This window comes from Priestia sp. HNGD-A6 (assembly GCF_045784335.1).
GTDB lineage: Bacteria > Bacillota > Bacilli > Bacillales > Bacillaceae_H > Priestia > Priestia zanthoxyli.
Window position 1 is genome coordinate 1,040,852 of record NZ_CP138621.1, and the last position, 24,455, is coordinate 1,065,306.

The 24,455-nt window shown below is 33.2% G+C and carries 27 protein-coding genes; 8 read left to right on the forward strand and 19 right to left on the reverse strand.

All coding sequences use genetic code 11. The annotated features are described in order from the left end of the window. Positions 1 to 34: 34 nt before the first annotated feature. The 5 genes from SCI76_RS05300 to SCI76_RS05320 form a co-directional block, all read right to left on the reverse strand. Entirely contained in the window at positions 35 to 700 is a 666-nt protein-coding gene (locus SCI76_RS05300) for a hypothetical protein (protein ID WP_063247032.1), read from the reverse strand. 50 nt (positions 701 to 750) lie between these two features. Next, positions 751 to 900 carry a hypothetical protein gene (locus SCI76_RS05305; RefSeq protein ID WP_155726308.1) on the reverse strand — a complete coding sequence of 50 codons (150 nt, stop codon included), beginning with the start codon at positions 898 to 900 and terminating at the stop codon, positions 751 to 753. Between the two features lie 43 nt (positions 901 to 943). Continuing rightward, complete coding sequence (locus SCI76_RS05310) at positions 944 to 1,678, reverse strand: alpha/beta fold hydrolase (protein ID WP_063247031.1); 735 nt, start codon at positions 1,676 to 1,678, stop codon at positions 944 to 946. Between the two features lie 743 nt (positions 1,679 to 2,421). Then, positions 2,422 to 2,787: a darcynin family protein gene (locus tag SCI76_RS05315; RefSeq protein ID WP_048018706.1), complete on the reverse strand. Its 366-nt coding sequence runs from the start codon at positions 2,785 to 2,787 to the stop codon at positions 2,422 to 2,424. 204 nt (positions 2,788 to 2,991) lie between these two features. Further along, a protein-coding gene (locus SCI76_RS05320; protein ID WP_275211317.1) for an IS3 family transposase occupies positions 2,992 to 4,112 on the reverse strand; the annotation gives its coding sequence in 2 pieces (ribosomal slippage) (positions 2,992 to 3,863 and positions 3,863 to 4,112; 1,122 coding nt in all). Between the two features lie 325 nt (positions 4,113 to 4,437). Here SCI76_RS05320 and SCI76_RS05325 point away from each other — a divergent pair. After that, positions 4,438 to 4,749: a hypothetical protein gene (locus SCI76_RS05325; protein WP_328180219.1), complete on the forward strand. Its 312-nt coding sequence runs from the start codon at positions 4,438 to 4,440 to the stop codon at positions 4,747 to 4,749. A 458-nt stretch (positions 4,750 to 5,207) separates the two neighbouring features. Here SCI76_RS05325 and aspA read toward each other — a convergent pair whose 3' ends face one another. Together aspA and SCI76_RS05335 are read right to left on the reverse strand one after the other, a co-directional pair. Beyond that, complete coding sequence (gene aspA, locus SCI76_RS05330; RefSeq protein WP_275211318.1) at positions 5,208 to 6,650, reverse strand: aspartate ammonia-lyase; 1,443 nt, start codon at positions 6,648 to 6,650, stop codon at positions 5,208 to 5,210. Positions 6,651 to 6,687: 37 nt separating this feature from the next. Beyond that, complete coding sequence (locus tag SCI76_RS05335; protein ID WP_328180221.1) at positions 6,688 to 7,959, reverse strand: cation:dicarboxylate symporter family transporter; 1,272 nt, start codon at positions 7,957 to 7,959, stop codon at positions 6,688 to 6,690. 950 nt (positions 7,960 to 8,909) lie between these two features. On the opposite strand from SCI76_RS05335, the gene SCI76_RS05340 reads away from it, so the two are divergent. Beyond that, complete coding sequence (locus SCI76_RS05340; protein ID WP_243494471.1) at positions 8,910 to 9,095, forward strand: hypothetical protein; 186 nt, start codon at positions 8,910 to 8,912, stop codon at positions 9,093 to 9,095. A 306-nt stretch (positions 9,096 to 9,401) separates the two neighbouring features. On the opposite strand, the gene SCI76_RS05345 is transcribed toward SCI76_RS05340, so the two are convergent. From SCI76_RS05345 to SCI76_RS05380, 8 genes are all read right to left on the reverse strand, one after another. Next, a complete protein-coding gene (locus SCI76_RS05345) occupies positions 9,402 to 9,527 on the reverse strand; it encodes a hypothetical protein (RefSeq protein WP_255219823.1) in 126 nt (41 codons plus the stop codon). 33 nt (positions 9,528 to 9,560) lie between these two features. After that, complete coding sequence (locus tag SCI76_RS05350) at positions 9,561 to 9,833, reverse strand: GlsB/YeaQ/YmgE family stress response membrane protein (RefSeq protein WP_048018696.1); 273 nt, start codon at positions 9,831 to 9,833, stop codon at positions 9,561 to 9,563. Positions 9,834 to 10,082: 249 nt separating this feature from the next. Next, positions 10,083 to 10,562 (reverse strand): site-2 protease family protein, encoded by a 480-nt coding sequence (locus SCI76_RS05355; protein WP_063247027.1) that lies wholly within the window; start codon positions 10,560 to 10,562, stop codon positions 10,083 to 10,085. 328 nt (positions 10,563 to 10,890) lie between these two features. Further along, positions 10,891 to 11,466 carry an MEDS domain-containing protein gene (locus SCI76_RS05360; RefSeq protein WP_080968572.1) on the reverse strand — a complete coding sequence of 192 codons (576 nt, stop codon included), beginning with the start codon at positions 11,464 to 11,466 and terminating at the stop codon, positions 10,891 to 10,893. Between the two features lie 744 nt (positions 11,467 to 12,210). Further along, positions 12,211 to 12,510: a hypothetical protein gene (locus SCI76_RS05365; protein WP_221833571.1), complete on the reverse strand. Its 300-nt coding sequence runs from the start codon at positions 12,508 to 12,510 to the stop codon at positions 12,211 to 12,213. Positions 12,511 to 12,712: 202 nt separating this feature from the next. Beyond that, positions 12,713 to 13,372, reverse strand: a complete 660-nt coding sequence (locus SCI76_RS05370) for a DUF3885 domain-containing protein (RefSeq protein WP_221833573.1) — start codon at positions 13,370 to 13,372, stop codon at positions 12,713 to 12,715. A 216-nt stretch (positions 13,373 to 13,588) separates the two neighbouring features. Next, positions 13,589 to 14,299: a type II CAAX endopeptidase family protein gene (locus tag SCI76_RS05375; protein ID WP_221833575.1), complete on the reverse strand. Its 711-nt coding sequence runs from the start codon at positions 14,297 to 14,299 to the stop codon at positions 13,589 to 13,591. A 720-nt stretch (positions 14,300 to 15,019) separates the two neighbouring features. Next, complete coding sequence (locus SCI76_RS05380; RefSeq protein ID WP_063247025.1) at positions 15,020 to 15,277, reverse strand: hypothetical protein; 258 nt, start codon at positions 15,275 to 15,277, stop codon at positions 15,020 to 15,022. A 188-nt stretch (positions 15,278 to 15,465) separates the two neighbouring features. On the opposite strand from SCI76_RS05380, the gene SCI76_RS05385 reads away from it, so the two are divergent. Next, positions 15,466 to 15,936 (forward strand): DinB family protein, encoded by a 471-nt coding sequence (locus tag SCI76_RS05385; protein ID WP_063247024.1) that lies wholly within the window; start codon positions 15,466 to 15,468, stop codon positions 15,934 to 15,936. A gap of 309 nt (positions 15,937 to 16,245) precedes the next feature. Here SCI76_RS05385 and SCI76_RS05390 read toward each other — a convergent pair whose 3' ends face one another. Continuing rightward, positions 16,246 to 16,689 carry a hypothetical protein gene (locus SCI76_RS05390; RefSeq protein ID WP_063247023.1) on the reverse strand — a complete coding sequence of 148 codons (444 nt, stop codon included), beginning with the start codon at positions 16,687 to 16,689 and terminating at the stop codon, positions 16,246 to 16,248. A gap of 185 nt (positions 16,690 to 16,874) precedes the next feature. Between SCI76_RS05390 and SCI76_RS05395 the strand changes: the two genes are divergently transcribed. Together SCI76_RS05395 and SCI76_RS05400 are read left to right on the forward strand one after the other, a co-directional pair. Beyond that, on the forward strand, positions 16,875 to 17,600 hold the full coding sequence (locus SCI76_RS05395; RefSeq protein ID WP_168760631.1) for a hypothetical protein: 726 nt from the start codon (positions 16,875 to 16,877) through the stop codon (positions 17,598 to 17,600). Positions 17,601 to 18,053: 453 nt separating this feature from the next. Then, entirely contained in the window at positions 18,054 to 18,989 is a 936-nt protein-coding gene (locus SCI76_RS05400) for a cation diffusion facilitator family transporter (RefSeq protein ID WP_221833577.1), read from the forward strand. 333 nt (positions 18,990 to 19,322) lie between these two features. Here SCI76_RS05400 and SCI76_RS05405 read toward each other — a convergent pair whose 3' ends face one another. Further along, positions 19,323 to 19,472, reverse strand: coding sequence for a hypothetical protein (locus SCI76_RS05405; RefSeq protein WP_155404197.1), 150 nt, complete (start codon positions 19,470 to 19,472; stop codon positions 19,323 to 19,325). 316 nt (positions 19,473 to 19,788) lie between these two features. Here SCI76_RS05405 and SCI76_RS05410 point away from each other — a divergent pair, with 316 nt between their 5' ends. Continuing rightward, complete coding sequence (locus tag SCI76_RS05410; protein WP_168761368.1) at positions 19,789 to 19,920, forward strand: VanZ family protein; 132 nt, start codon at positions 19,789 to 19,791, stop codon at positions 19,918 to 19,920. A 698-nt stretch (positions 19,921 to 20,618) separates the two neighbouring features. Here the strand turns inward: SCI76_RS05410 and SCI76_RS05415 are convergent. Beyond that, positions 20,619 to 21,122, reverse strand: coding sequence for a DinB family protein (locus SCI76_RS05415; RefSeq protein WP_063247021.1), 504 nt, complete (start codon positions 21,120 to 21,122; stop codon positions 20,619 to 20,621). 284 nt (positions 21,123 to 21,406) lie between these two features. On the opposite strand from SCI76_RS05415, the gene SCI76_RS05420 reads away from it, so the two are divergent. Together SCI76_RS05420 and SCI76_RS05425 are read left to right on the forward strand one after the other, a co-directional pair. After that, positions 21,407 to 21,859, forward strand: coding sequence for a VOC family protein (locus SCI76_RS05420; protein ID WP_407545084.1), 453 nt, complete (start codon positions 21,407 to 21,409; stop codon positions 21,857 to 21,859). A 203-nt stretch (positions 21,860 to 22,062) separates the two neighbouring features. Then, positions 22,063 to 22,536 carry a hypothetical protein gene (locus tag SCI76_RS05425; protein WP_028413794.1) on the forward strand — a complete coding sequence of 158 codons (474 nt, stop codon included), beginning with the start codon at positions 22,063 to 22,065 and terminating at the stop codon, positions 22,534 to 22,536. A 351-nt stretch (positions 22,537 to 22,887) separates the two neighbouring features. Here SCI76_RS05425 and recA read toward each other — a convergent pair whose 3' ends face one another. Continuing rightward, positions 22,888 to 23,925 carry a recombinase RecA gene (recA, locus tag SCI76_RS05430; RefSeq protein WP_221833580.1) on the reverse strand — a complete coding sequence of 346 codons (1,038 nt, stop codon included), beginning with the start codon at positions 23,923 to 23,925 and terminating at the stop codon, positions 22,888 to 22,890. Positions 23,926 to 24,455 lie beyond the last annotated feature (530 nt).

Sequence of the window (24,455 nt, forward strand, 5' to 3'; positions counted from 1 at the left end):
AATGAAGCATCTCATAAGAATAAAAGACATCAATTTAATCTTTATCATGTATTGAAAAAGTAACATAACGCTGAGTTAAAAATAAAGAACAAATAAAGAATAGCTCAAAGATATTTATTATAGCTGTACTTGGAAGGTTAATGGGTATAGCACTTCCTGCAACCATAAGAGCTACTCCAATCATCATTATCTTCCATCGTGTTTCGCGATAGAGAGAAACTCCAACAACAAGTAAAATGAATGCCACAATAATAACCATTAAAGGTGGACCAGAGGCTCCTACAAGAGTATATCGAACAATGCCATACTCGCGTAATACCTCCGGATTTTTATTAATCGTTTCTATAATCTCATAACTAATAAGAGCAAGTGTACTCATTAGGAAGATGATTTTGAATATAAATTTGTTAACCCATTGAAGGTTAGATTGTTTAGCTACTCCATAAGCAAAAAGTAAAAGAGTAGGCGTGAATAAAGCATGGAACCAAAAGCGAAACATACTAAGAAGAAGGAGTACATTACCTTCCCCAATAAATGATCCCACAAAAATAATGATATTATCGTAAATCAAACCAACTATTACAAGAGGTAGAAATACCATATAAAAGGATACATTTCTTTTTTTAATAAGCTTTATGCTTAAAATCAGCAACGTTAAATAGCAAATACTAAACAGAAAATAGAGTATTGTATCAATCATTTTTTTCTCCTTGATTATTTAAGTCGAAACTAAAAGCTAAGTCTTATAATTTATTTTAGTGTCACATCCCAAAGTTGCTTTTGTTCATTTAGCAATTGGCAACTTTTCCACTCCTTGCGCGTATTATTTTTTACTTTTACCTTTTGAACTGGAATGTTTTTTGCTCTTAAGGCTTTGATTAAAAGATCTATTGAATTCATAAAAGTCACCCTTCAACAAAATTCTCTTATAACAAACCATTAATTAGTTAATATTTTCTTTTAACCATGTTGAAGTAACACGAACCATTTCGTTCTGTTGTCTCTTTACAGATATAGATGATTTAGAGTCACCTTTCTGTGCTCCATAAATGCCAAATTGACCATGATTACCACCTTTTATTTCATGCATGGTTGTTTGTTGGGACAATAAATGCTTTGTATCTTCAATTTTTTCTACGGTTGATAAACCATCTTTTTCACCATAAATTGAAAGCATAGGAAGATTCTTATTTGAGAAATCAGTTCCTTCATCTGGATAAGAACCTAACAAGAACACACCATCAATTTCTTTAGGATAATTATAAGCAAATTTAGATGCAGTAACCCCGCCTAAGGAATGACCACCTACAACCCATTTTTGGACAGAGGAGTGAGCATCTATTATCTCCTGTGCTTTATTAGAGTCAAATAATGCAAAGTTAAAGTTCACATTAGGTATAGCCACTAAATAACCTTGTTTTGCTAATTGTTTACCGTAATAGCTGTACGCTTCCGGTTCTACTTTTGCTCCAGGATACAACACAATTCCCACTTGATTATTATTTTTCGAGTTAAAAATAATCCAATCGTTTTCATACTTAATGTCCTTTTTATTCACAAGTGTATAAAGTTTTTGAGATGGTTCATACGTTTGTTGTGACCATGTAAAGAAACCAAGAAAACCTACCATGATTATTGCAACGAGACCAATGAAAAAATACGTCACTTTTTTCTTCATAGATGTATCCCCTTTCGTACTCCTTTGAATTTTTACAACTAATTCCCATTTCTATTTATGTTTTTATTCTAAGGACTTAGTGAGAGTTAGGTGAAACCTTACAAGTTAAGTAGCACTATATATTTAATTATATATACCAGAAGGTTAATTAATCAACTAGTTTAATTTTGGAAATATTTTGATCTGAAATAAGAGAAGTATGCTGAATTTCTGTATAAGATTAGGAGCTGTTGCAATCACTGCAAGTCAGCTTACTTCAAGAGCTCACTAAAATATCACATTTATCTTCAATAGTTAGGGAAGCTTCTGAACTCTCATTTACTTTATGCAAAAGGTGGACTATTAGGAATAGATACAGCATATAAAAACTCATTCCTTCTTACATAATTGGCTAACTCTTACCTACTGCGGTAAGGGTTCTTTGTTCTTTTCCGATTAGACAGACAAGATTACTGCAGTAGCTACATAGTATCTAAAGAATCTTAACTTCATCACCTATTTCAGTAACGTTACTGCGTTAATACAAGCTGTATACGCTTAATGAAGCCCTTCATGGAATCTGTAAATGTTGTATCTGAAAAATAGGATATTCTATTTTTGGGGATCACTACAAGAAAATGTGCGTATAAAAGCAGCGTATTTCACGATTGAAATTACACTGCTTTTGTTGTTGGAGCAAATATGCTGCTAAATAAATGAAGAAAGCCTAAAATACTCGATTTCTCTCTTATTACAATAAGGTTCTATCTGTGTTCAGGCCTCATTTCTAAGGATTCTTCCTCGAATTTTTGGTAGGCATTCTGTAATCCCATTATCACTTTTTTAATTTTAAAGTAGCCATTGGAATAAGCATATGTATCACGGATTTCTTCCCACATAAAATGATACATTTTTAAGTCTGATGTTTCACAAAAGATGAAATCGGTATAAGTACCGTCTCCAAACGCATCCGCGTCAAAGAATTTCACTTTAACATTCTCATTGTACTTTTCAATTATTGAATATAAATCTTCCGCAAGCTCTCTTCTTTTTTCACGTGTTAATGCTAACCACGTAGGATAAAACTCTAATAAAATTATAATGCCATGATTTAAGTTGTTTTTTTTCATCTTATTATCTCCTTTAGATTCACCAGAAATACAATGTAATTATACTACCTTTTAGTATTTAATGGTAAAATTAGTTTTCTTTACCATTTAAATACTCGAATAAGTTAAATAGAGAAGGACCCCTACTAGGCTCTTTTAAATGCTCTAATGAAAATTAACATCATTTTTCTTTTAATCTGTTGCCATTGGTATGTTAAAACTAAACTAGACAGTTTTTTTAAGGTGTTTCATTTTGTATTGAATAGGACTCATATAATCAAGGGTTCCGTGGATACGCAAGTGATTAAACCAATGGACATAGTCTTGTAATTCCCTTGTTAATTCTTCTAGACTAGCGAAATTTCGCCCGTTCACAAATTCCGTTTTAATGATTTTAAAGGTGGCTTCAGCGACCGCATTGTCATATGGACAACGTTTCATGCTTAACGATCTTCCGATTGTAAATGTCTCTAGTGCTTTATCTATGAGGTTATTTTTAAATTCATTCCCTCGGTCCGTATGGAAGAGCTGAATTTGATGAAGATTTGCTTTTATGGATGCAAACGCTCGATAAACCAAGAGGGCATCCTTATTGGCGCCTACACTATAACCAATGATTTCTCGATTAAAGAGATCGACAAATACACATATGTAAGACCATTTTTTATCTACTCTTACATACGTGAGATCACTGACGACAACGGACAACACTCTCTCTTGCTTGAACCGTCGGTTCCATTTGTTTTTTTGTTCGGATTCATTTGGTTCAGTAGAACATGGTTTAAACTGAGCGACTGTGTAGATAGAAACTAAACCTTGCTCTTTCATGATGCGGCTAATGCGGCGTCTTGAGACAACTTTCCCTTGTTTCTTTAACTCATACTTAATTTTGCGTGTCACATAAACCTGACGATTGGCATGGGAAATGTCTATGATGGCAGAGGTAACGTCATCTTCCGTCGGACGCTCCTTCGCTTCATAATAATACGTACTTCTCGGGAGTTGTAGGACTTTGCACATTGCTGATATCGAGTATTTGTGTTGGTTATTTTTAATCACTTTTACTTTCGTCCTAGTATCAGCGCGGCTTGCTTTAAAATATCATTCTCCATTTCTAATTGTTTATTTCGTTTGCGAAGCTCCATCAGTTCTTTTTGTTCCTCGGTCAGGTTATCTTTTTCGTTAAACGAACCAGATGTTTGACTTTGCTCTATCCACTTATCTAAAGTCGAAGGAGTCAAGTCATATTCATGAATAATCTCTTTTCTTGGTTTTCCGTTCTGATACAGCTGCACCATCTGTTGTTTAAATTTCTTTGTAAATGTTCGACGTTCTCTTCTGGTCATTGTAGATGCTCCTTTAGTATGTTATCTGTAGTCTACTTGACCTTAAAAATTCTGTCCAACTGAGTGTAGCCTATCCACCCAGTGGGTTTTTATTTAAAGCTTAATAAGGATGACTATGTAAATGACCCCTACATTATAAAATGTAGAAAGATGAAGTAGAGGCGATATCCATATTCGGGAAAACTTTAGAGTTTTTATCGAAAAAGAACATCTGTTCGTATATAATGTAAAAAAGGAAAAACCTCATATTTTTCCTTAATTGAAACATATAGGATATTTAATACAGAGATAATTTACAATTAGTTTTTATGGGGGAGAAAAAGCGATGAATTCTACATACCATCATTTAAAAGATACAAAAAAAGAAGAAGGGCAAAAAGAATTACTTGAGAGAAACCTAGAAGCTTATAGAAGTAGAAGATGGGTAACCAACTCTATTTACGCCATGTCCCTACTTGTAGTCGTACTTTGTTTCTATTTTCATGTACCACAGGCTGCAATTATTACTCTAATCTTATTTTTGATATGTGCAACTAGCGAAATACTATATAGAGCGTTAGATAAAAAGATAGAACTACGGTTAAAACGGATTGAACAGGAGAAAAGAAAGATCATATTTAAAGGAAATAAATCCTAACAGCTTTTCTATAAATTCCTTTCTACTATACAGATTTGAAATTATTTTTCACATGAGAACGAAGAAGAAAGAGTTAGCTTCGTTATAGAATAAAGTAAAAAAGCAGTTCTTTAACTACTCAAGGACTGCTTTTTTACTTTATAGAAGAGAAAGAGTAGCAAAAAATCATCCTTGATAAAGTTTACGACTATGCTGAATTTCCGAATAAAGTTAATGTCCAATGCGATAACTGCAATTTATCTTACTTCAAAAGTTCTATAAAAAGTTGAATTCGTCTACGTGAACGTCGAGAGTGTGCCATGAAGAAAAGCATTTAGGTAGTACTTGGACTATAAAAAATAGCCTGGTTTGAATGGCATGTGGTATTTTTAGACGTTTATACCGAAAATAAGCCACCTAGGGATATCCCAAGTAGGTGGCTTATACGATAAACTTAATATGGAGCAAGCTGTTAAAAATTAATTTCTGTCAAAAAGAGAGCTGCCAGATATGCCTGGGTTCGTCATTTCATAGGGATTTAAAATTAACTCAAGCTCCTCCTCAGTCAATACGTCATATTGCAAACATAGTTCTCGTACCGACTTTCCATTTAAAATAGCCTCTCTAGCAATTCGTGCTGCTACTTCATATCCGATATGTGGATTTACGGCTGTAATAATCCCTACACTTTTTTCTACATACTCTTTTAAACGTCCCTCATTTGCTTCAATGCCTCTTAGACAATGGTCTGTGAAGACGTGGAATGCGTTATTCATAATACTGATTGACTGAAGCAAGTTAAATACAAGAACAGGCTCCATCACATTTAGTTCAAGCTGACCTGCTTCCGATGCCAGGCAAATTGTATGATCATTACCTATAACTTGAAAAGCTACTTGATTAATCATTTCAGGCATGACAGGATTGACCTTTCCAGGCATAATAGATGAACCAGGTTGACGAGCTGGTAATATAAGTTCAGCTAATCCTGCACGAGGACCCGACGCCATTAATCGGATATCATTCGCAATTTTAGACATATTAATCATGCAAACTTTTAAGCTAGCGGAGACTTCTGTATAAGCGTCTGTATTTTGAGTCGCGTCTACAAGATGATTGGCCTTCTTAAGTGGTAAACCACTAATATTTGCTAGATATCTTACAACATTTTCGATATAACGTGGATCTGCATTTAAACCCGTTCCAACTGCAGTTGCTCCCATATTAACCTCATATAAATGTCCATAAGATTGCTTAATACGTTTCATATCGCGCTCAAGAACACGACTATATGATTCAAATTCTTGACCAAGACGGATTGGAACCGCATCCTGTAGGTGAGTACGTCCCATCTTTATAATAGAATCAAATTGTTCTGCCTTTTTCTGAAATACACTGTACATATAATTCATTGTTTTCAGTAACTTATTTAACAGATTAAGCGTTGCAATATGGATAGCAGTTGGGAATACGTCGTTTGTTGATTGTGACATGTTTACATGACTATTAGGGCTTAAATCGGAATAAGAACCTTTCTTGTGACCAAGTAACTCTAAAGCTCTATTTGCAATAACCTCATTTGCATTCATATTCATTGAGGTCCCCGCACCGCCCTGTATTGGATCAACAATAAATTGATTGTTTCTTTTCCCTTCAATAACCTCGTCTGCTGCTTCAATAATTGCATTACCTAACCCATCATATAACCTTTTTGTTTCCATGTTAGCAAGAGCAGCAGCCTTTTTAACGATCCCTAATGCTTTAATAAGTTCTGGGTGAATTTGATATCCTGTTATTGGGAAGTTTTCAACTGCACGTAAAGTTTGAATCCCATAATAAGCATAATTAGGAACTTCTTTTGTTCCTAGGAAATCTTTTTCAATTCTTACATTTTGTTTTTCTGGTATTTCTATATTTGTCATAACATTGATCTCCTTCTTTACATAAAAAGAAATTTTTTTATGCTACGTCCGATTTTCTAATAGAATCTGTATAATGCTTTGCTTTTTCTTTGTCGAATCCGCCTTCCCACTTAGACATCACAATAGCAGCTAATGCGTTACCTACTACGTTGACAGATGTACGAAGCATATCTAAAATACGATCAATACCAGCAATGAATGCCATACCTTCTAGAGGTAATCCCATTGATCCCAATGTTGTTAATACAACAACAAATGAGGCGCCCGCAACTCCTGCCATTCCCTTAGAAGTCAACATCAACACAAGTAAAAGTGTAATTTGTTCTACGAAAGATAAATGAATCCCATACATTTGTGCAATGAAAAGGGCAGCAATGGCTTGGTAAATGGATGATCCATCAAGGTTAAAGGTATATCCTGTCGGAATAACAAATGATGTGACAGCTTTCGGACAACCAAAGTTCTCCATTTTAGTCATTAACCTTGGCAATACTGCTTCAGAGCTTGCGGTTGTAAACGCTAAAATCAACTCATCTTTTAAGATTTTTATAAGGACTAAAACATTAGTTCCAGCCATCTTTGCAATAATACCTAATACTACAAAAACAAAGAAAATCATGGTCAGATATATAACGAGTACTAACTTTCCTAAAGGAATCAATGAACCGATTCCAAACTTCGCGACATTCAAACTAATTAAAGCAAATACCCCAAATGGAGCAAATTTCATAACTAAGTTTGTCATCCAAAACATGGATTCTAGTACGCCTTCAAAAAAGTTTAAAACTGGTTTACCTTTTTCCCCAATTGCTGCAACTCCTAGACCAAATAAGACTGAGAAAAAGATAATCGCTAATAAATTTCCTTCAGTTAATGATTGGAATATATTAGTTGGGATAATATGAACGATTTGAGCTGCTACACCTGCACTCTCAGTTGTTTTAGATGTTTCTTCATATTTGGATATGTCACCTTTCTCAAGGTTTCCCATATCTATACCACTACCTGGGTGGAATAAATTTGCGGCTAATAAGCCCACTGCTAATGCAATCGTAGTAACAATTTCAAAATAAAGAATGGTTTTTCCACCTAGTCTTCCTAGCTTTTTAATATCACCTACACCAGCTATAGATACGATTAGTGCAGATACAACGATAGGAATAACAATCATTTTGATTAGGTGAAGAAAAATATCTCCTAAAGGTTGAAGAGTGGCCATCGCTGTATTATTTCCATAAAAAATAGCGCCTATAGCAATCCCGAACGCAAGTCCAATAAATATTTGTGTAGCTAATCCCAATTTCTTCATAGTTGTAACCCCTTTCAATTTACAGTTCATTAAAACACTTAAAGAGAGCCTATGCTTAGGCTAGCGTCTATAAAAAAAGACAATAATTAAAAATAAGTCCAATGTGTAAATAATCTTTAAAATAAATGGTAATCATATAATTTGAAATTAACTCCCCCCTTCAGTAAAGCGTTTTCAAAATCTTTAATGTAAAATACACTTTTTCGGCTCACCTTATATACCTGAGCATATAGTATCATTTATAAAGAGATTTTCTATTATCCTTTTAACCTTTTGAAATCCTGTTTATTGTCTAACATTCATATAAACCTAGAAGTGACTGTTACTAGATTTATATGAATGTTAGACAAGAGTACCTTAATCTATTATCCCTTCATTTCAGATAAAGAAATATCTTCTTCTTTTATTTAGAGATAAGGAAATCATAACATTAGATATCTCTATAACTTGTTAAAATAATTAAATCTCTTAAAATGTTTTTCTTCAAATTAAATGATATCGCTTTCAAAAATTTCAATCGTAGTAACTACATATATCTTCTCTGAAAGCTAAAGGAATTTAGGATTTATTTCAAGTGTAACTTAATTAACTAAACTACAGCATTAAGTTGGGGTATCTCCTTCAGCCTCTTCATACTGTAATCTCATTATAATAAACATGCGTTTCTTGTATATAGGTAATGAATGGAATCAAAAAAATGATAATAACGAAAAGTATATTTTTAATTTCATGTTCTCTTTTTGCGTACTTCAGTTACATTATATTTATATACGACAGATAAATCAAGAAAATTATTATTCATTTCGCGTACATTTTATTTAGACAGGTCTCATAGAAGTAAATAATATTTTAATAACGACGAACTGTTATGGAAAAAACAAAGTAATTTTAACATACACCTTTTATATAGACCTAATTGTGTTAATCTAATAAAAGTCAAATAGAAAAGAATGATCAACCTGGAAGAAATAAAAGAGCAAGAAATCGATTTTGATAAAGTGTATGACTATGTGGAATTTCCGAATAAGGTTAGTGGCCGTTGCGATCACTGTAACTCAGCTTACTTCAAAAGCTCCGTAAAAGGTGGCGTTTTCTTACATGAATGTAGAGAATGTGGCATGAAGAAGAGTATATAAATATATGATAACCAGGCCCTTCAGAATTTAAAGGGGCCTTTTGTTTATGTTTAATAAGGTTGAGTAATAGATACTTCAGTTTAAGTGAGGAAGCTAATCCCTAACCTATAAAAAAGCGCAGATTCTAGGGCCGTTTACGCCTGACCTACTGCAGTAATGAAGCATATCTGCACTTTATTTTTAAATATTTTCCATAATAATAAGCGACCCTATATACTGTAAACAAAGTTACTAAGGTCGCTTATACTATATTTTGATTTATTGTTTTTTTGTCTGTTTCTTTACAATAAAATATCTGTAATCTCATTAATCTTCTGACAGAATTTCGCTATCATTATTAATTTGATCGAATAAATAAGTAAGATAAGAATCTAGTTCAAATTGATTACCTTCAACAAAATCATATAGCATAGAATTATTTTCTTCTCTCATTTTTAATCACTCCAATTTAAGTTTTTTCAATTTTTATACATGATGACCATGATTCTTTTTTTGACCCATTTTTCTTAAAAGAAAGCTTACAATTAATACTAAAATGATTGATCCAATAATTGCTGGGATAATTGCAAAACCGCCAATGACTGGCCCCCAACTTCCCAAGATAAGGCCGCCCAACCAAGAACCAATAAAGCCAGCGATAATATTACCAATAATACCTCCAGGAACGTCGTGTCCTGTAATTAAACCGGCGAGCCACCCGATAATTCCACCTACAATTAGCATCCATAGAATCTCCATTACTACTTCCCTCCTTTTAAATTATTTAGTTAACTTTACCCCTCACTAAAACTCATTAATCTTGTTATTTTTTTCCTGATCAGAGTTTTTCTCGTATATAACCATCTACGCCTTACTTACTGCAGTAGCTACATCATAGTATCTAAAGAATTACGACTTGATTACTAATCAGTATCTATTTCAGTACCGTTGCCGCGTTAATACGCATTGTGGACGTCCAGTTTTAATTAGCCATTTTTCTTTCCTTTGTTAATCCGGATTACACGTTATCTTTCCATATCTTAATGCATCATAGATAGCTCGCCCATCACTTAAACTCGTTTCTGAATATTCAAAGGGTAAGAGCGAGAAAACAATATAATAAATAGAGAAATAAACAAATTGGTAAGAAAAGAGATTCTTTGAGAGAACACCCAACATAATTAAACCATACACAAGAAGGATAGACGCTACATTAGCTACGGTACCTCCAGCATAAACACAAGCATGAGTAAAACGGTTATCATACTTTAATTTTTCGTAAATACAAAAGGAGTGCAAAAAATAAATAGATTTTATTTTAATTTTCTTCCACCTAAAAATCGTTCTCCCCTGTCCAATGGTAAAATCGACCTTTCCTCCTAGAATGATAGCCATAAGTGAGTGCCCCAGTTGGTGAATAACAGACACAAGTGGAATGACAATCAAAAAAGAAAATAATAGTTTCGGCATATCACTCCATCCAAACATACCTGTCTCCCTTTCCTCTTAAAATAATCTTACATTTGATATTCCACATTTTTGCCTATCAAAACCGGTATTTTTATGAGGGCTGTATAAGAGAATGATGCTTTTCTATTCTTTGTATTTATGATTTCCATTAGGTTAACTAAATAATTAAACCGGACTTTCTTTACAATAAAAAGAGCTACCTCGAAATAGAAAAACTAACCTGAAGAGACATAAGAATACGAGGAAAAAGCTTATAGTGGTAAATAAACTGAATGGATGAAAAGGAGCCATTGATTTCTTTAAAAATAAAAAACGCTTAGTATGATCGATTAAGCGTTTTTTATCTTTATTCCAAATCAGTTAATGGCCGGTATTGTTTAGACGTAATTAAATCACCTTCAATGAGAACATAAGGGTGTGTTTCCATCAGAATAGTTTTGAGATACTCTGGCATTCTCTCTCCTTTGTATGCACAAATCAATGGGAATGAGAGTTTATTCACCGCACTATCCACTATTCTTTCAAAATCTTCGATTAGATGTAAAGGATCTTCCATTGTGCTCCATTCTACATGTGCCCATGACCTGAAAGAAATTTTATTTTCTAAGTAGGGCTGAACGCTCTTATTAAAATAATTAAGAATGGCGGGAGGGTGATAGCTACCACTTGAATAATAGAAATCAAAGTTGTTTATACGATGTATCATTTTCATTTGATCTGTGGTCAATAGTATTTTCAAATGATCATGAATAAAAGGATAAAAACGGTCATTTTCAATAAGAAGAATGCAATCTCCAGCAAAAATCCCCTCTTGGATATAACTTACAACTTGTCGTATATAATTTTCTTGCTGGTCGTAGGAATACAGTATATGAATACTCTTTTGTTCTGCAAACAACTGATTCATTTTACTTTTCAACACATAACCCCTTCTTTCTTCTCGCTCTCTCATTATACTAGGATTATGTAAACAAAATATAGTGGTAACTTATTGAATTTTCAAACAAATAAATAAAACCACATACAGAAGGTGCGCTTTTTATACACTTTTCTAAGCTCTGTCTCAAAGAGAAACCTTGTTAAATCAACGATGTATAAAAATATGCATAAACTAAAAAACTCTTCTTCCTGCGACCCCTTTTCTATAGAAGTAACATCTAACGTATTTTATTAAAAATATCGTTAACTATTACACACATTGTATAAAAAGTTCATATTTGTCGTCACTAAGTGTAAATAATAAAACTTTAATAATAACTAAAATACTTTAATGTTTACTTAACTAATAATAGAACGAAGATGAGGTTATTTTACACTCGGAGATTTAATCACAATATTTATTTTTAAAGCTATATGTATATGAATCTAAAAATCTGGTCAGACTAATAACGTATTCCCCCTATCCCAATAAATTCCTATCGCGATCATATAATTTTTAGATAGATGCCATATCTCGGGGAGGAGAACAATCGTTAAAAACATCATAAGGGTCATAACAGAAGTGGTCATAAGTAGATGTTTAAGTAATGTATTATCCGTTTTTATCATCATTTTCCCCGAATTGGTCTTTCCAGTTCCAATAACTATCATAAACCTCGTCATGTAGCATTAATTCACTATGTTCATCTTCCAATTCTTGTTCAGGTAATAAGTGCTTTGGTTTTATTTAAAGACCTAGCCAGACTCCATCGTTATCAATTTCAATTTCATTCGGATCTGAAACGCCATCTACTAAACACATAAAATCATGAAATAAGCCCATCATATTATCCTTAACTATTTTTTCAATTGCTTTTATTGATGCTGGCGATAAATTTTCGCTACTTAAACTTAGGGCTTCTTCATCTGTTAAGTTTAGTTCCTGCCAAACGAGTTCTTTATTAATATTAGTTAGTTGGTTACCCATTTGCGAATATTCATGTATAAGTTTCTGCATTTCCATCAACATAGCTTTTCTTGAATCCATCGTTATATCTCCATTCTTTTCTTCTTAGTGAAAATTTAATCCCAGTAGTTATAAAGAACTTCCCCTACAGTAATTGGTTTCCAATATGCTATTTGTGCTAATTCTGCATGGTTTAGTTGGTTGTCATTTTTTATTAGAACAGATCCTTTGTTACGCATATATAGTAACCTTTCGTTCAGTGACTCTGCATTTAATAATGTTTTTATTTAAATAAAAGATCTATTTCTTCCCGGTCATAATCTAAAATCCAATAATTATATTCTTCATAAAGAAACTTTATAGATTCTTTATTAGAGGCTAATAAATCACAACCTCGATCATCATACAAATGAAAAATGATTTCTTTAGAAAGATTAACAAAATAAATATCATAACCACTTTGTGGGTTGTTTTTAAGTATGCTAGATGGATGATCAAAGTCTTCATAACAAATAGCTTTTAAGAGTTGTACATATTTTAGTTCTGGTTTCTTACAAGAAAGTGCAAATCGATGAGTGACAGATTGATCATCTGCCTCATCAAATACACTAGGTAAAGGATGATGACTTAATTGATATAGCTTTTCCTTATTTTTTATGTATTTTAAATATACGTTTAAAGGTCTTTTTTGGAGGAAGATATCTTTTTTTATGGAGTGTACATCCGTAACAAGAAGAATCTCATCTTCTTCCTCAAATACTGCTTCAAATAATCGGATTGAACGATAAAATGCTTGCTCTAAATGTTCCTTCTTATAATAAGGTATCAAAGGATCCGATATTTCAAAACGAATGCTATTTTTCCATGAATAAAATAGAGAAGGGCCTAATATTAGTCTTTCAAAATGTTTTTCTAAAAATGAGTGTAGAATATCATGGTTCATATATTTTTCTCCGTGGTTTTTGATTTTATTTTAACATTTTTCTAAGTGAATTCTTTATATACGATATAAAAAGCTCTCTTTATAAATTCTGTTCTCAGAACACATTAAAAAGGAAATTTTATGAAACTTCAATACTCAATTTAAAGGTAGAAATGAATAGTAATAAAAAAAACACCTGAATAATAATTTATTCAAGTATCTCTTGATAATAGTGATTTAATTTTCTTTAATTACACTTGAAGGTCTCTTTTTATTAGGCAAAAAGACAAACTTCGAATCAATAATGAAATGTAGTGCGATAGGAACCCACAAAGAGCCTGTCCCCACAAGAAGAAAAAACATAATGCCACCTAAATAGGAAGTGAATAGTACCCCTTTCCAGCCTTGGTATAGGTGAACAATTCCAAATAACAGACTTGAAATAATTCCAATTGCAACGGTAGATAAATGAAAAGGGAGGTGGTCGAAATAATGAAACATTGCGCCACGAAAAATAATCTCTTCGCAAACTCCTGCTGTAACTGCTACCAAAAGAAAAAACAGCCTTTCCTTGAAGTTTGATGGCAACAGAAATTGAATACTCTCATCACTTAATCCTTCGGAAATTTTCTCTCTAGCATTTTTGGAAAAGGAAATCATAAAAACAATCATTATAATACTAATTCCTGCCCCCACTCCCGCAGACAGTAAAAAATCTTTATCTAAAGAAAATAAAGGTTTTTTAATAGAAAATAAGTTGTTAAACGTGTGTTTAGTCAAAAACCAATAGACTAGAAATATGATGACCAATATCCATTGAGTAATAACAATTTCCCCGTACATTCTCCATTTGTTTAGTTGATTGCTTTTTATTTTCTTTAAATAAAAATAGTCCCATACTGGATACCCTACAATAATTAATAGTAAAAACAGAGTAAGAAATATCATGTTTATCCCCTCTTAGTTGTTAAATATTTTCAAACCCATTTTATTATAACATTGTGATTTTTAGTAATTAGAATAAATTATGTTTTATTTTCCAATTGTAAACAATTAATACTGTAACCATTTTTGTATTGAATATTAACAGAAGACAGGTGTTAACACTGAGACAACTGTCTAGGGTTCCTATTTAATGAGCAAAAGAAGTTCCCCCCTCTCCCAAAAGGTAGGTTCTTTTGTTTTTAAGTTCTATTTAATTTTTTTATACCTCTAGTTTTTATAAACCACGTTATTGGCGCAGATTCAACTATATGGTAAAATGACCCTTTAAAGGATTAATAAAGAAATAGGAGTGTATTTTATTTGTTACATGTAGTAATACCGCTTTTAGTACTAACAACTGTGCTCTACTTTTTCATTTTAAGAGCTAGAATAAAAAAGTAGGTTTTCAACCTAAAGAAATTCTCTCCAGTTTATGTTTTTATATCATATCCATTAATTGTTTTTTATCGATGTGGCTAAATTATAACGGTACAATAAGTTGGGTTGTTAATATGATGTTACTATTACTCGCTGCTTACTTTACAAAGTATTTAAAAGTAAATAAAAATACATAAGATATTTGATTTGTAATTAATATAATGGACTTTATTGGTAGTGAAGCTAAATATTAATAGCCACATCTGTGGTTAGATATGGCCATTATGTATACATAAAAACTATCGATTATGAGTTTATTCTGTTTATGATTGTCGCCCTGTTTGTAGTGAAAAGTATGTAATTTTGCTTCTTAGTTTTAATAAAAATTCGATCAGTTGTTCCATATGGAGGACCTATGCGGATTGCATCAACTGCTTTACCTCCATACGTATCGTCTTCCGTAATCTCAATAATATCTTCTAGTGCAATATTAAATTTAGCAAGTTGCCATTTTATGATTAATTCTTTTTCTGTTTTCTTAACGTCAATTCCCACTGTAAACATATAAACATCCCCTTTTTCCTTATAATTACATTTTAACACACTATAAGAGAAGATAAATTAATGAATACAATATGCCGAGTTAATTAACATAAAACCTATTATAAGAACCATAAACATTTGAAATAATTAGATGTTTCTCTTTTTGATTTGGTAAAATTATCTAAGAAGATAAAAAGGGGGAAGAAAGCATGAGCACAACCGAAATCATATTATTAAACATAAAAGAGATTAGAAGAAGAAGCATAAAGATATGGGAAGCAATTCCTCAAACTGAATTGGATTGGAAGCCAGATAAAGAAGCCATGACATGCATAGAGATGGTTCGACATGTCTTAGAGTCAGAATATTATTATCATCTAGCTATTAAAAATAGGGGTAGCTTAAAAGAATTTGACTCTCCTTTTGAAAAAAAACCATTGATTTGTGTAAAAAGTGAATTGGAATTTGCAGACATATACCATCAACAATTTCTAGAGATGATAAGTACCTTTTCAGATGAGGATTTAACATATATTCAAATAGATCGTTCAGATGTAGGCTATATTCGTTCTTTAGGTGATATGTTATTGCGTATAGGTTATCATGAGTCCGTACACGCAGGACAACTCTTACAGTATTTAAGAACAATGGGAGTTGATCGTCCTAAAGTCTGGGATTAAACAAGTTAAGCGCTTATGTATACCACATATACAAACCCAGTTAACATAATCAGCATTTCAGATTCTAACTGTTTCATTAGAATCTCAACTCTGAGACATATAGTGAAATTTTCACTATACACCGCTTGAAGATATTATAAAGTGCCTTGCTGTCGATAAAAAAGTTCCAATTAATTTGACATTATCCAGTCCCTAGAAACCTAACGCGTTTTCTTTTTCAGGTTTCCATCCAATATGCCATATTCGTTTTGAGAAATTCTTTCACTTTCTGCATAGCTTATAGATTACAATAAGCAATGTCAATTCCCATTAAGTGCCCAAAATGGTGATATACGAGTGTGTTTGACATACCTTTGTTATCCACACTGTAAATTCGTTAATCATGTTAATTAACTCACGAATGTACTGGTTTTTGTGATGATCAAACTGTTTGTACGTTTCCTCCACTTTGCTAAAATCAATCCATTTCTTTAGTTTAATCATAGGCGGGTTGGTGCTCAAAAAATACGCGAGTTCTTGCAGCTGATTACTGATTCTCAGCCATGTTTCTGCTTTGATTTCTGTCACTTGGGTAGGTTGATACTGTGGCACATACTTGCAAATCGTGGTGTAGAAATAAGCAAAAGCTTCATCAGCAAAATAGACCGATTCTTTATTCCAATACTTTGCATTGTACTCACCTGGCTTCACTTCGATATAATAAGCATTTTCGACCTTGTCCACGTTGGTTATCATTTCAAAAGGAGATTCCATAGTAACACCTCTTCTTTAGATAACGTTAGTATGTCCGTTTTTATTAGTGATTCACCTAAAAATCACTCCCAAGTTAATATCATGTAATTTTATTTTTTTAACCATTTATAAAACATAGGTATGATTGCCCTTCCTTTGAATAGGTTAGTTGAAAAAAAACATATAGCCGAAAGGAAGTAGCAATTATGCATATAGAAATAAATACCTTATTTACTTTAGGTTCTTTAATGGGTTTATTAGTAGGTGGAGGACTTCTTAAATTAGTTAGTCACCTGTCACGAGGTAGAATTCAGTTTATGTATGCGATATGTGGAGGAATCTTATTAGGGTTGTTATTTTTTGATATCCTTCCTTCCACATCGCATCTGTATGATTTAAAAGGCGTTCTATTAGGCATCGTAGCAGGATATATCGTTATGCTATGCATTGACCTCTTTTTGCATAAAACAAATAGTGCAATTTCACCTTTTCAGTCACTTATTTTATTAACGGCTGCAATCTTTTTTCATAATATTATTACAGGAATTACCTTTGGGATAACAGATCTACATCAGTCAACTTCCGTATTCGTAGCTACCCTCTTACACCAAATTCCAGAGGGTATGGCCCTGATGACGGTGCTCTCCATAGCAAAAATACCTAACGTCTTCTTTTTATTCATTATAGTCCTTCTATCACTATCTTTGGGTGGGAGTCTATTACTTGGAGAAAATGTACAAGCTTCCTCGCTTAAAATACAAGCCTTATCTACCGGAGGAGCAATTGGCACCCTATCTTTTGTTATTTTTCATGAAATAATAGGAAAGGCCATTAGTCACTTCAGAAACCTACATGTATGGCTATTAATATCGCTAGGAGTACTAATTATTTATATTTATCACTATTCCCTTTCACTATTTCATAGTCATTAAACTTATATAGAAAATTTTAGAGATCTTAATTTATAAGGTCTCTTTTTTTATTCTTATAAGATTAATCATATTACATAAGAAATTCAAAAGTCGTGATCCGATTTTTTTCTGATTTGTTAAAAAGAAGTATGAGATTGATTTGGAAACAGCTTTTGAGTGACATAAATGATTTTTGATGAAGTTGAAAATACTAAAACAAATGGTCAAATTAAATCTTTAAATGATGAAGCTTCTGTTAGGGTTTCCCAGAACTTAAAAGCACCATCCCATCATAAAAGAATTAACATTCTGTATCTACTGTCTTAAAAGGAATCTTTAGTATATAAGGCTTTCGGGGATTTAAAGATCCACCCATTGAGTTTTTTGAATAAACTACTTTTAGTGAAATCCAGAACAAGAGAAATAACGTTTTTTCAAACAATGATCATGTTTTTGCAGCAAGGAGAGATTTTTATGGGAAACAACCACAATCACGACCACGGAGATGTATTTCACTCCCATGCTCCGATTGGGAAAATGAAATTAGCATTTTTTCTTACTTTAATTATCCTGGTAGTCGAATTAATTGGAGGATTCATTTCACACAGCTTAGCCCTACTTTCTGATGCTGGACATGTACTTACAGATATTGCAGCCATAGGGCTATCGTGGTTTGCTATGCACCAAGCCCAAAAGCCAGCTTCGGAAAATTTCACTTACGGGTATCACCGTTCAGGGATACTAGCTGCTTTTATTAATGCCATGACGTTAATTGTTATTGCTGTTGTCATACTATACGAAGCGATTGATCGCTTTAAGGATCCTCAACCAGTGGGAAGTACATGGATGTTCATTAGTGCATCTGTTGGTTTAGCCATGAACCTTTACTTAGGTCTTGGCTTAAGGAAGGAAGACAACATCAATGTGAAAAGCGCCGTACTTCATATGATTGGGGACGCAATGGCTTCGGCAGGAGTTATTATCGGAGGACTTATTATCCTATTCACTGGCTGGAATATCGTAGATCCAATCCTAAGTGTTCTTATTGCATTATTAATTGCTTTGGGCGCATGGAAAATTGTAAAGCAGACAATAGGAATTTTAATGGAAGGTACACCGAAAGGAATCTCTTTAGAAAAAGTAATGGAAACAATTCATGCAGTTAAAGGTGTACTAAATGTCCACGATTTACATGTTTGGAGTATAACTAGTGGGAAAAATGCATTATCCTGTCATGTGGTGTTAAATAATCAAATAAGTTTCCTGGAAAGTCAGGTCATATTAAGAGAAATTGAATCCAAACTTCAACATCAAGAAATTGAGCATGCGACTATCCAGTTAGAAAACGAAGAGCACCCTCATGATGATTCAGCTATTTGCTCTACCACCAAACGTGAAGGTCATTACTAATACAATTTGGTGTTTTTATATGTGTAAACCCTGAAGAATATTGCTGTCGATAATAAACTAAATGTATAGGTCAACAGACAAAAAAATCATGACTCATTTTTACGAATTATTATTTCCCAGCTCTTTCTTACATTATGAATGAGTTTTTGTGTTTTTAAAAAGATATATTTTCACGAACAAAATATTCAAATCTATTGCAGAGTGTTAAAGAAATTATTATCGTTAATAAAATAAAAAGCCATCTATTATTTGAAGTAAAGGTGGCTTTTTACTATAATATGCACGTCCAGACATACATACTATATCTTTTCATACAATCACATGTAAAAAAGACTAGAAGAATTTAAAGAAAGTATTAATAATAAAAATCACACTTAAAAGTGCAATAAAAACAATCAATTCAATTGTTTCCTCACTATCTTTTATTTTATACTTTAAATCTCTATCTTTAAGCTGTATGTTTTTCTTATATCCTAATTCCATATGATTAATTCCTTCCCTTTATGTATTCGTTTTAATTGGCATGTTTACTATTTGGCTTGTTTCCACATATAAGTTAGCACCCTCTATACTGTGTTCTTATGCTAATGTATTCTCTACTTTAGCTGTTATATTATGAGCAGCGTCTACTCCCAAGATGGAATTTGCGAGAATGGAGATATCTACTACGGGACTCCATAATGTTTTCTCTCTTTTATCCTAACAAAGCAAGTTCAAGTGGGTCTATAGCAACCTTTTTGAAGGATTCTATAAAAATAAACCCCTATCAAGAAAGTTTCGTTAAGTAAAAAAAGTAACAATCTTAGATTTATCTGTTACATGTTTAATTAAATTTATTCAATATTTCATGGGACGTAGCTTAGATATAGGCGATGTTCTATTTAATATGTTTGGAACAGTTATAAGTTATGTGGTTCTTTTAATAAAATAAGCAAGCCAGTAAAATAAAAAAGGGCGACTATATAGATAGATGCCCTTTTTGTTCCAATAAGCTGGTTGATGGTAACTAAGTATATAATTTATAAAACAGAACAACCTCCTGTACAGGAGGTTGTTCTGTTGGGAATACGTTATTAGTCTGGCCAGATTTGTAGATTCATATACATATAACTTTAAAAATAAACATTGTGATGACTCTGTTTTTAAAAAGCAACCTTACTTAAGTTTTTTTAGTTAAGTAATTGATAAAGTATTTTATTTATTATTTATTTTTTACTATTTACACTTAGTGACGACAAAATAGTTTTTTTCTACAAATTTTCCCAACTTGATATTACTAAATACCACTGAATTTAACGCTCATTCCGTTATCTAGATGAAATAAGAAGATACCTTTTCCTCAGAGCCCATTAGAAGAAATATTTTTTTTCATTAAAACCCTCCAACTTATATTTATGGATTTATTTCTCTGAAAAGACAACAACAATAATTTAGTGGATAGCGTAACAACGATGGTTGGTTAAATTTTTGTGATTCTAGCTGTGAACGCCTTCAGCAACACGTTCACCAATATCCAGCACACGCGAGATGTTTTGCACAATTTCAGGAAGCCCGATCACGGCCTCTTGGAACATCCAAATATAAGCCAGGACTGCAAATATGCTCTTCGTGAAATGATTTCTTAATTTATTATTTGAAAGGTTCTTTTTCAGGTAATCCCAATATGTCCGTATTTTTAGGTGTATGCCCTAATAGACGTAACATAACTACAATTTGTCCTTTATGATGTGATTCGTGAGTAATTGAATGGGTAAGCAATTGACGAGGTGTCTTTCTTACAAAACCACTGTTTGCTCTCCAAGCAAGTTCTTTTTCGATAGACTCATCAAATCTATCTGTGAATTGCTCCAATACTTTTTCTACATATCTATCAGCCTGTTGAAAATAATGCTGAATATCGTCTATTTTCATAGTATTAATTACTTCTTTTGTGAATAGTGGTGATGATGTTTCTGAAAGCACAAAAGAACCTAACCAAGCATGGTAGCAACCTGCCACATGAACTAGAGAATCTCTAATATTTTGAAAACCAAATGCAAACTCTTTCGTCAAGTCACCTTCACTCAATTCTCTACACTGCTCTAATAAAGTTTGTCGTGCTTGTTTTACCCATTCATATTCTAGCTTTTCCATAACAATCCCACCTCTCAGACATATAATGAAAAATTATTCTTTACTATACACTCTTTAGAATTATTATTACACCCATTTTTTCATTAATTAGTTAAGTAAATGATAAAGTACTTCGTGTATTAATGACAAATAGATCATTTTTCTACAAAAAATATAAAGTATACAACAAATATGGCCTAGTGACAGGATAGGAATGTTTTGTTTGAAAGGAATTTGTAACTTTTAAATAGAATGATTATGAAAATGGACAGATAATAAAATTTTACACATAAGGAGATAAAACTATGGAAAAAAACAACCTACTAAGAATGGACAATGTCAGCATCGTTGTAGAATCCCTTGATGACGCAATTTCTTTCTTTAAGGAGATTGGCTTGAGTCTCGAAGGGCGGGCCACCGTCGAAGGTCAATGGGGTGGCCGCGTAACGGGATTGGGTTCTCAGCGTGTAGAGATTGCGATGATGGTTATCCCGGATGGTCACAGTCGGATTGAACTTTCGCAATTTCTCAGCCCACCTACTATATCAGATCACCGGAATGCTCCTGTAAACGCTCTCGGCTATCTACGCGTCATGTTCACTGTTGAAGACATTGACGAAATGGTCTCCAGACTTACTAGATATGGCGCTCAGCTCGTTGGCGAAGTGGTTCAGTACGAAGACTCGTATCGTCTCTGCTACATTCGTGGAATAGAAGGACTTTTAATCGGTTTGGCAGAGCAACTCAGTAACAAATAAGTAAGTGACGTTTTATAAAAGTCTTTACTGAAATGTACATTTAACCTATCTGAATCTTCAATAGATCGAGATTATTTTCAGGTTTTTTCAAACCTTTATTTTACTTTTTTGCCCCCTATATATACTTAATTATGGAATTTTTGTTTTAATATTCATAAAAAGGGTATTTGTTCTAAGAATCAACTAAAATAGGAGGAGATCAAATGAGAAGAGCGAAACAAGCTGTTGTAGCTTCTGCTGTAGGTTTAGCTATGTTAGCGACGCCATTAGCTCTACCGAATTTAGGAGGTTCTGCTGGCTCCGCAGAAGCTGCAGAAGTTGGAGGAGACGTAGCGATTGATCCAGTAGCCATAGGACAAGCCATTGCAGATGCGGCTAAAACTGCCGACAATCGAAGTGGTTTTGTTAAGGGAGCGATGGAAAAAGCTTTCTTTGAATCGGGTCAGCAGTATAATGTGATAGTAATGAATTTAAGTCAAGGTTATAATTCCGACCAGTTACAAGGTGTACAATATTTTGATACCGTAGATTATGATGGTATCACGTTTGGGGTCTGGATATTTGAAGAAGGAACGTTTATTAATGAAGGTGATGGAGGTTATGATAACTGGGCCTTTAGAGGTTGGTTTGAACGCACGGGGGACGATGAGAAAACGGTCAACTTCCATAGACCTTGATCTAATTAAACAGAACCCTATTTAATTAAATAGGGTTCTGTTTGTTTGCTATAAGAATTTTTCTGTTTAAAAAGATTGCAATAAAAAGTCTAGTATAGCGCTTTAGACAACAGTATCTCAATTAGAAATCTTGTTCCTTCCACAGTAGCCCAATTTTTTGTTTTCTCTGCAAAACCTTTGCTAGATAACGTTCCGTTATTTTACGATTACTGTGGCCAAGCTCCTTTTGAATTAAGAAAATATCAGCTCCCTGCTGCCTACTATAAATCGCATAAAATGACCAAAATAATGAAGTGAAATCAGTGAAATGGATGGGCTTGAAGCTGCCGGGAAAGGCATTTTAAGCTTTTATTAGCTTTCGTTTTCACTATCGCTATCGTTATCAATATCATTTTCGTTGTCAGTATTACCATATTTAAAATCAATAATGTTTTTTCTAATTTCTTCTCTGATTTCAGGGTTTTCTTTTAAGAAAACCTTAGCGTTTTCTCGTCCCTGCCCTAAACGTTCCCCATTATAAGAAAACCAAGATCCAGACTTTTGAACAATATCTACTTCAGAACCAATATCTAAGATTTCTCCTTCTCTTGAGATACCTTCTCCATACATAATATCTACTTCAGCAATGCGGAAAGGAGGTGCCATCTTATTTTTGACTACTTTAATTCTTGTTTTGTTACCAACTATGTCATTTCCCAGTTTAAGTTGTTCAGCGCGGCGAACCTCAAGACGAACGGAAGAATAGAATTTTAGTGCTCTTCCACCTGGCGTTGTTTCCGGATTTCCAAACATAACGCCTACTTTCTCCCTGATTTGATTGATGAAGATAGCAATGGTTTTAGACTTATTAATTGCTCCAGATAGTTTACGAAGGGCTTGAGACATCAAGCGAGCTTGTAGACCTACATGAGAATCTCCCATTTCCCCTTCAATTTCTTTTTGCGGAACTAATGCTGCTACTGAGTCAACAACAATAATATCTACAGCACCACTTCTAACTAATGCTTCAGCAATTTCAAGTGCCTGCTCACCAGTATCTGGTTGAGATAACAGTAACTCATCAATATCTACACCTAGTTTTCTTGCGTAAACTGGATCAAGTGCGTGTTCAGCATCAATAAAGGCAGCTCGACCTCCATTTTTTTGTACTTCTGCAATCGCATGTAAGGAAACTGTTGTTTTACCTGAGCTTTCGGGTCCGTACACTTCCATGATTCTTCCTTTTGGATAACCATTAATTCCAAGAGCGATATCTAAAGCTAATGAGCCTGAGCTAGATGCCTCAACTTTTGTATGTGTGCCTTCTCCCATCTTAATAATTGATCCTGTACCGAATTGTTTTTCAATTTGTTTTAGAGCCATATCTAGTGCTGCTTGTTTATCATTCATAATTTAAAACCTCCGATTGTTAGTACGTTTACAGTAAACGACAATGTATATGGATAAATAATAAGGATTGGCTCAAATGTTTTTGCTCCGTGCGAGAAAATTTTGTGTTTAACTGTCTTGGTTTATTCTGTTGTTCCTTTATTTATCTCTAAACCCTTAATATCGAACAAATGTTCCTATTGTGTAATCATACAATAAACGCATCTAGTTGTAAAGGAGAAAGTTTTGTACAAACCAGCCAAAGAAATATCTTTTTTGTAAAAAGTAGGTTTATGCTTTTAATATTTATAGTTATTGAAACTTTAATCTATAAAATAATCCTTATTATAGGAACAAAAAACAATTCATTCTCTTGTATACATTATTCCGGGAGACATGCTAAAAACGAGCCCTTGATAATCAAGGGCTCGTTCACTTTATGTTTTTCTTTTTTATCCTTGAAATACTATTGGTTATTGTGCATTTTTACTACATCTAAATTAAACTCGGTTGCAAAAACTTGTTGTTGTGCCCCATAAAAAAATCCCCAC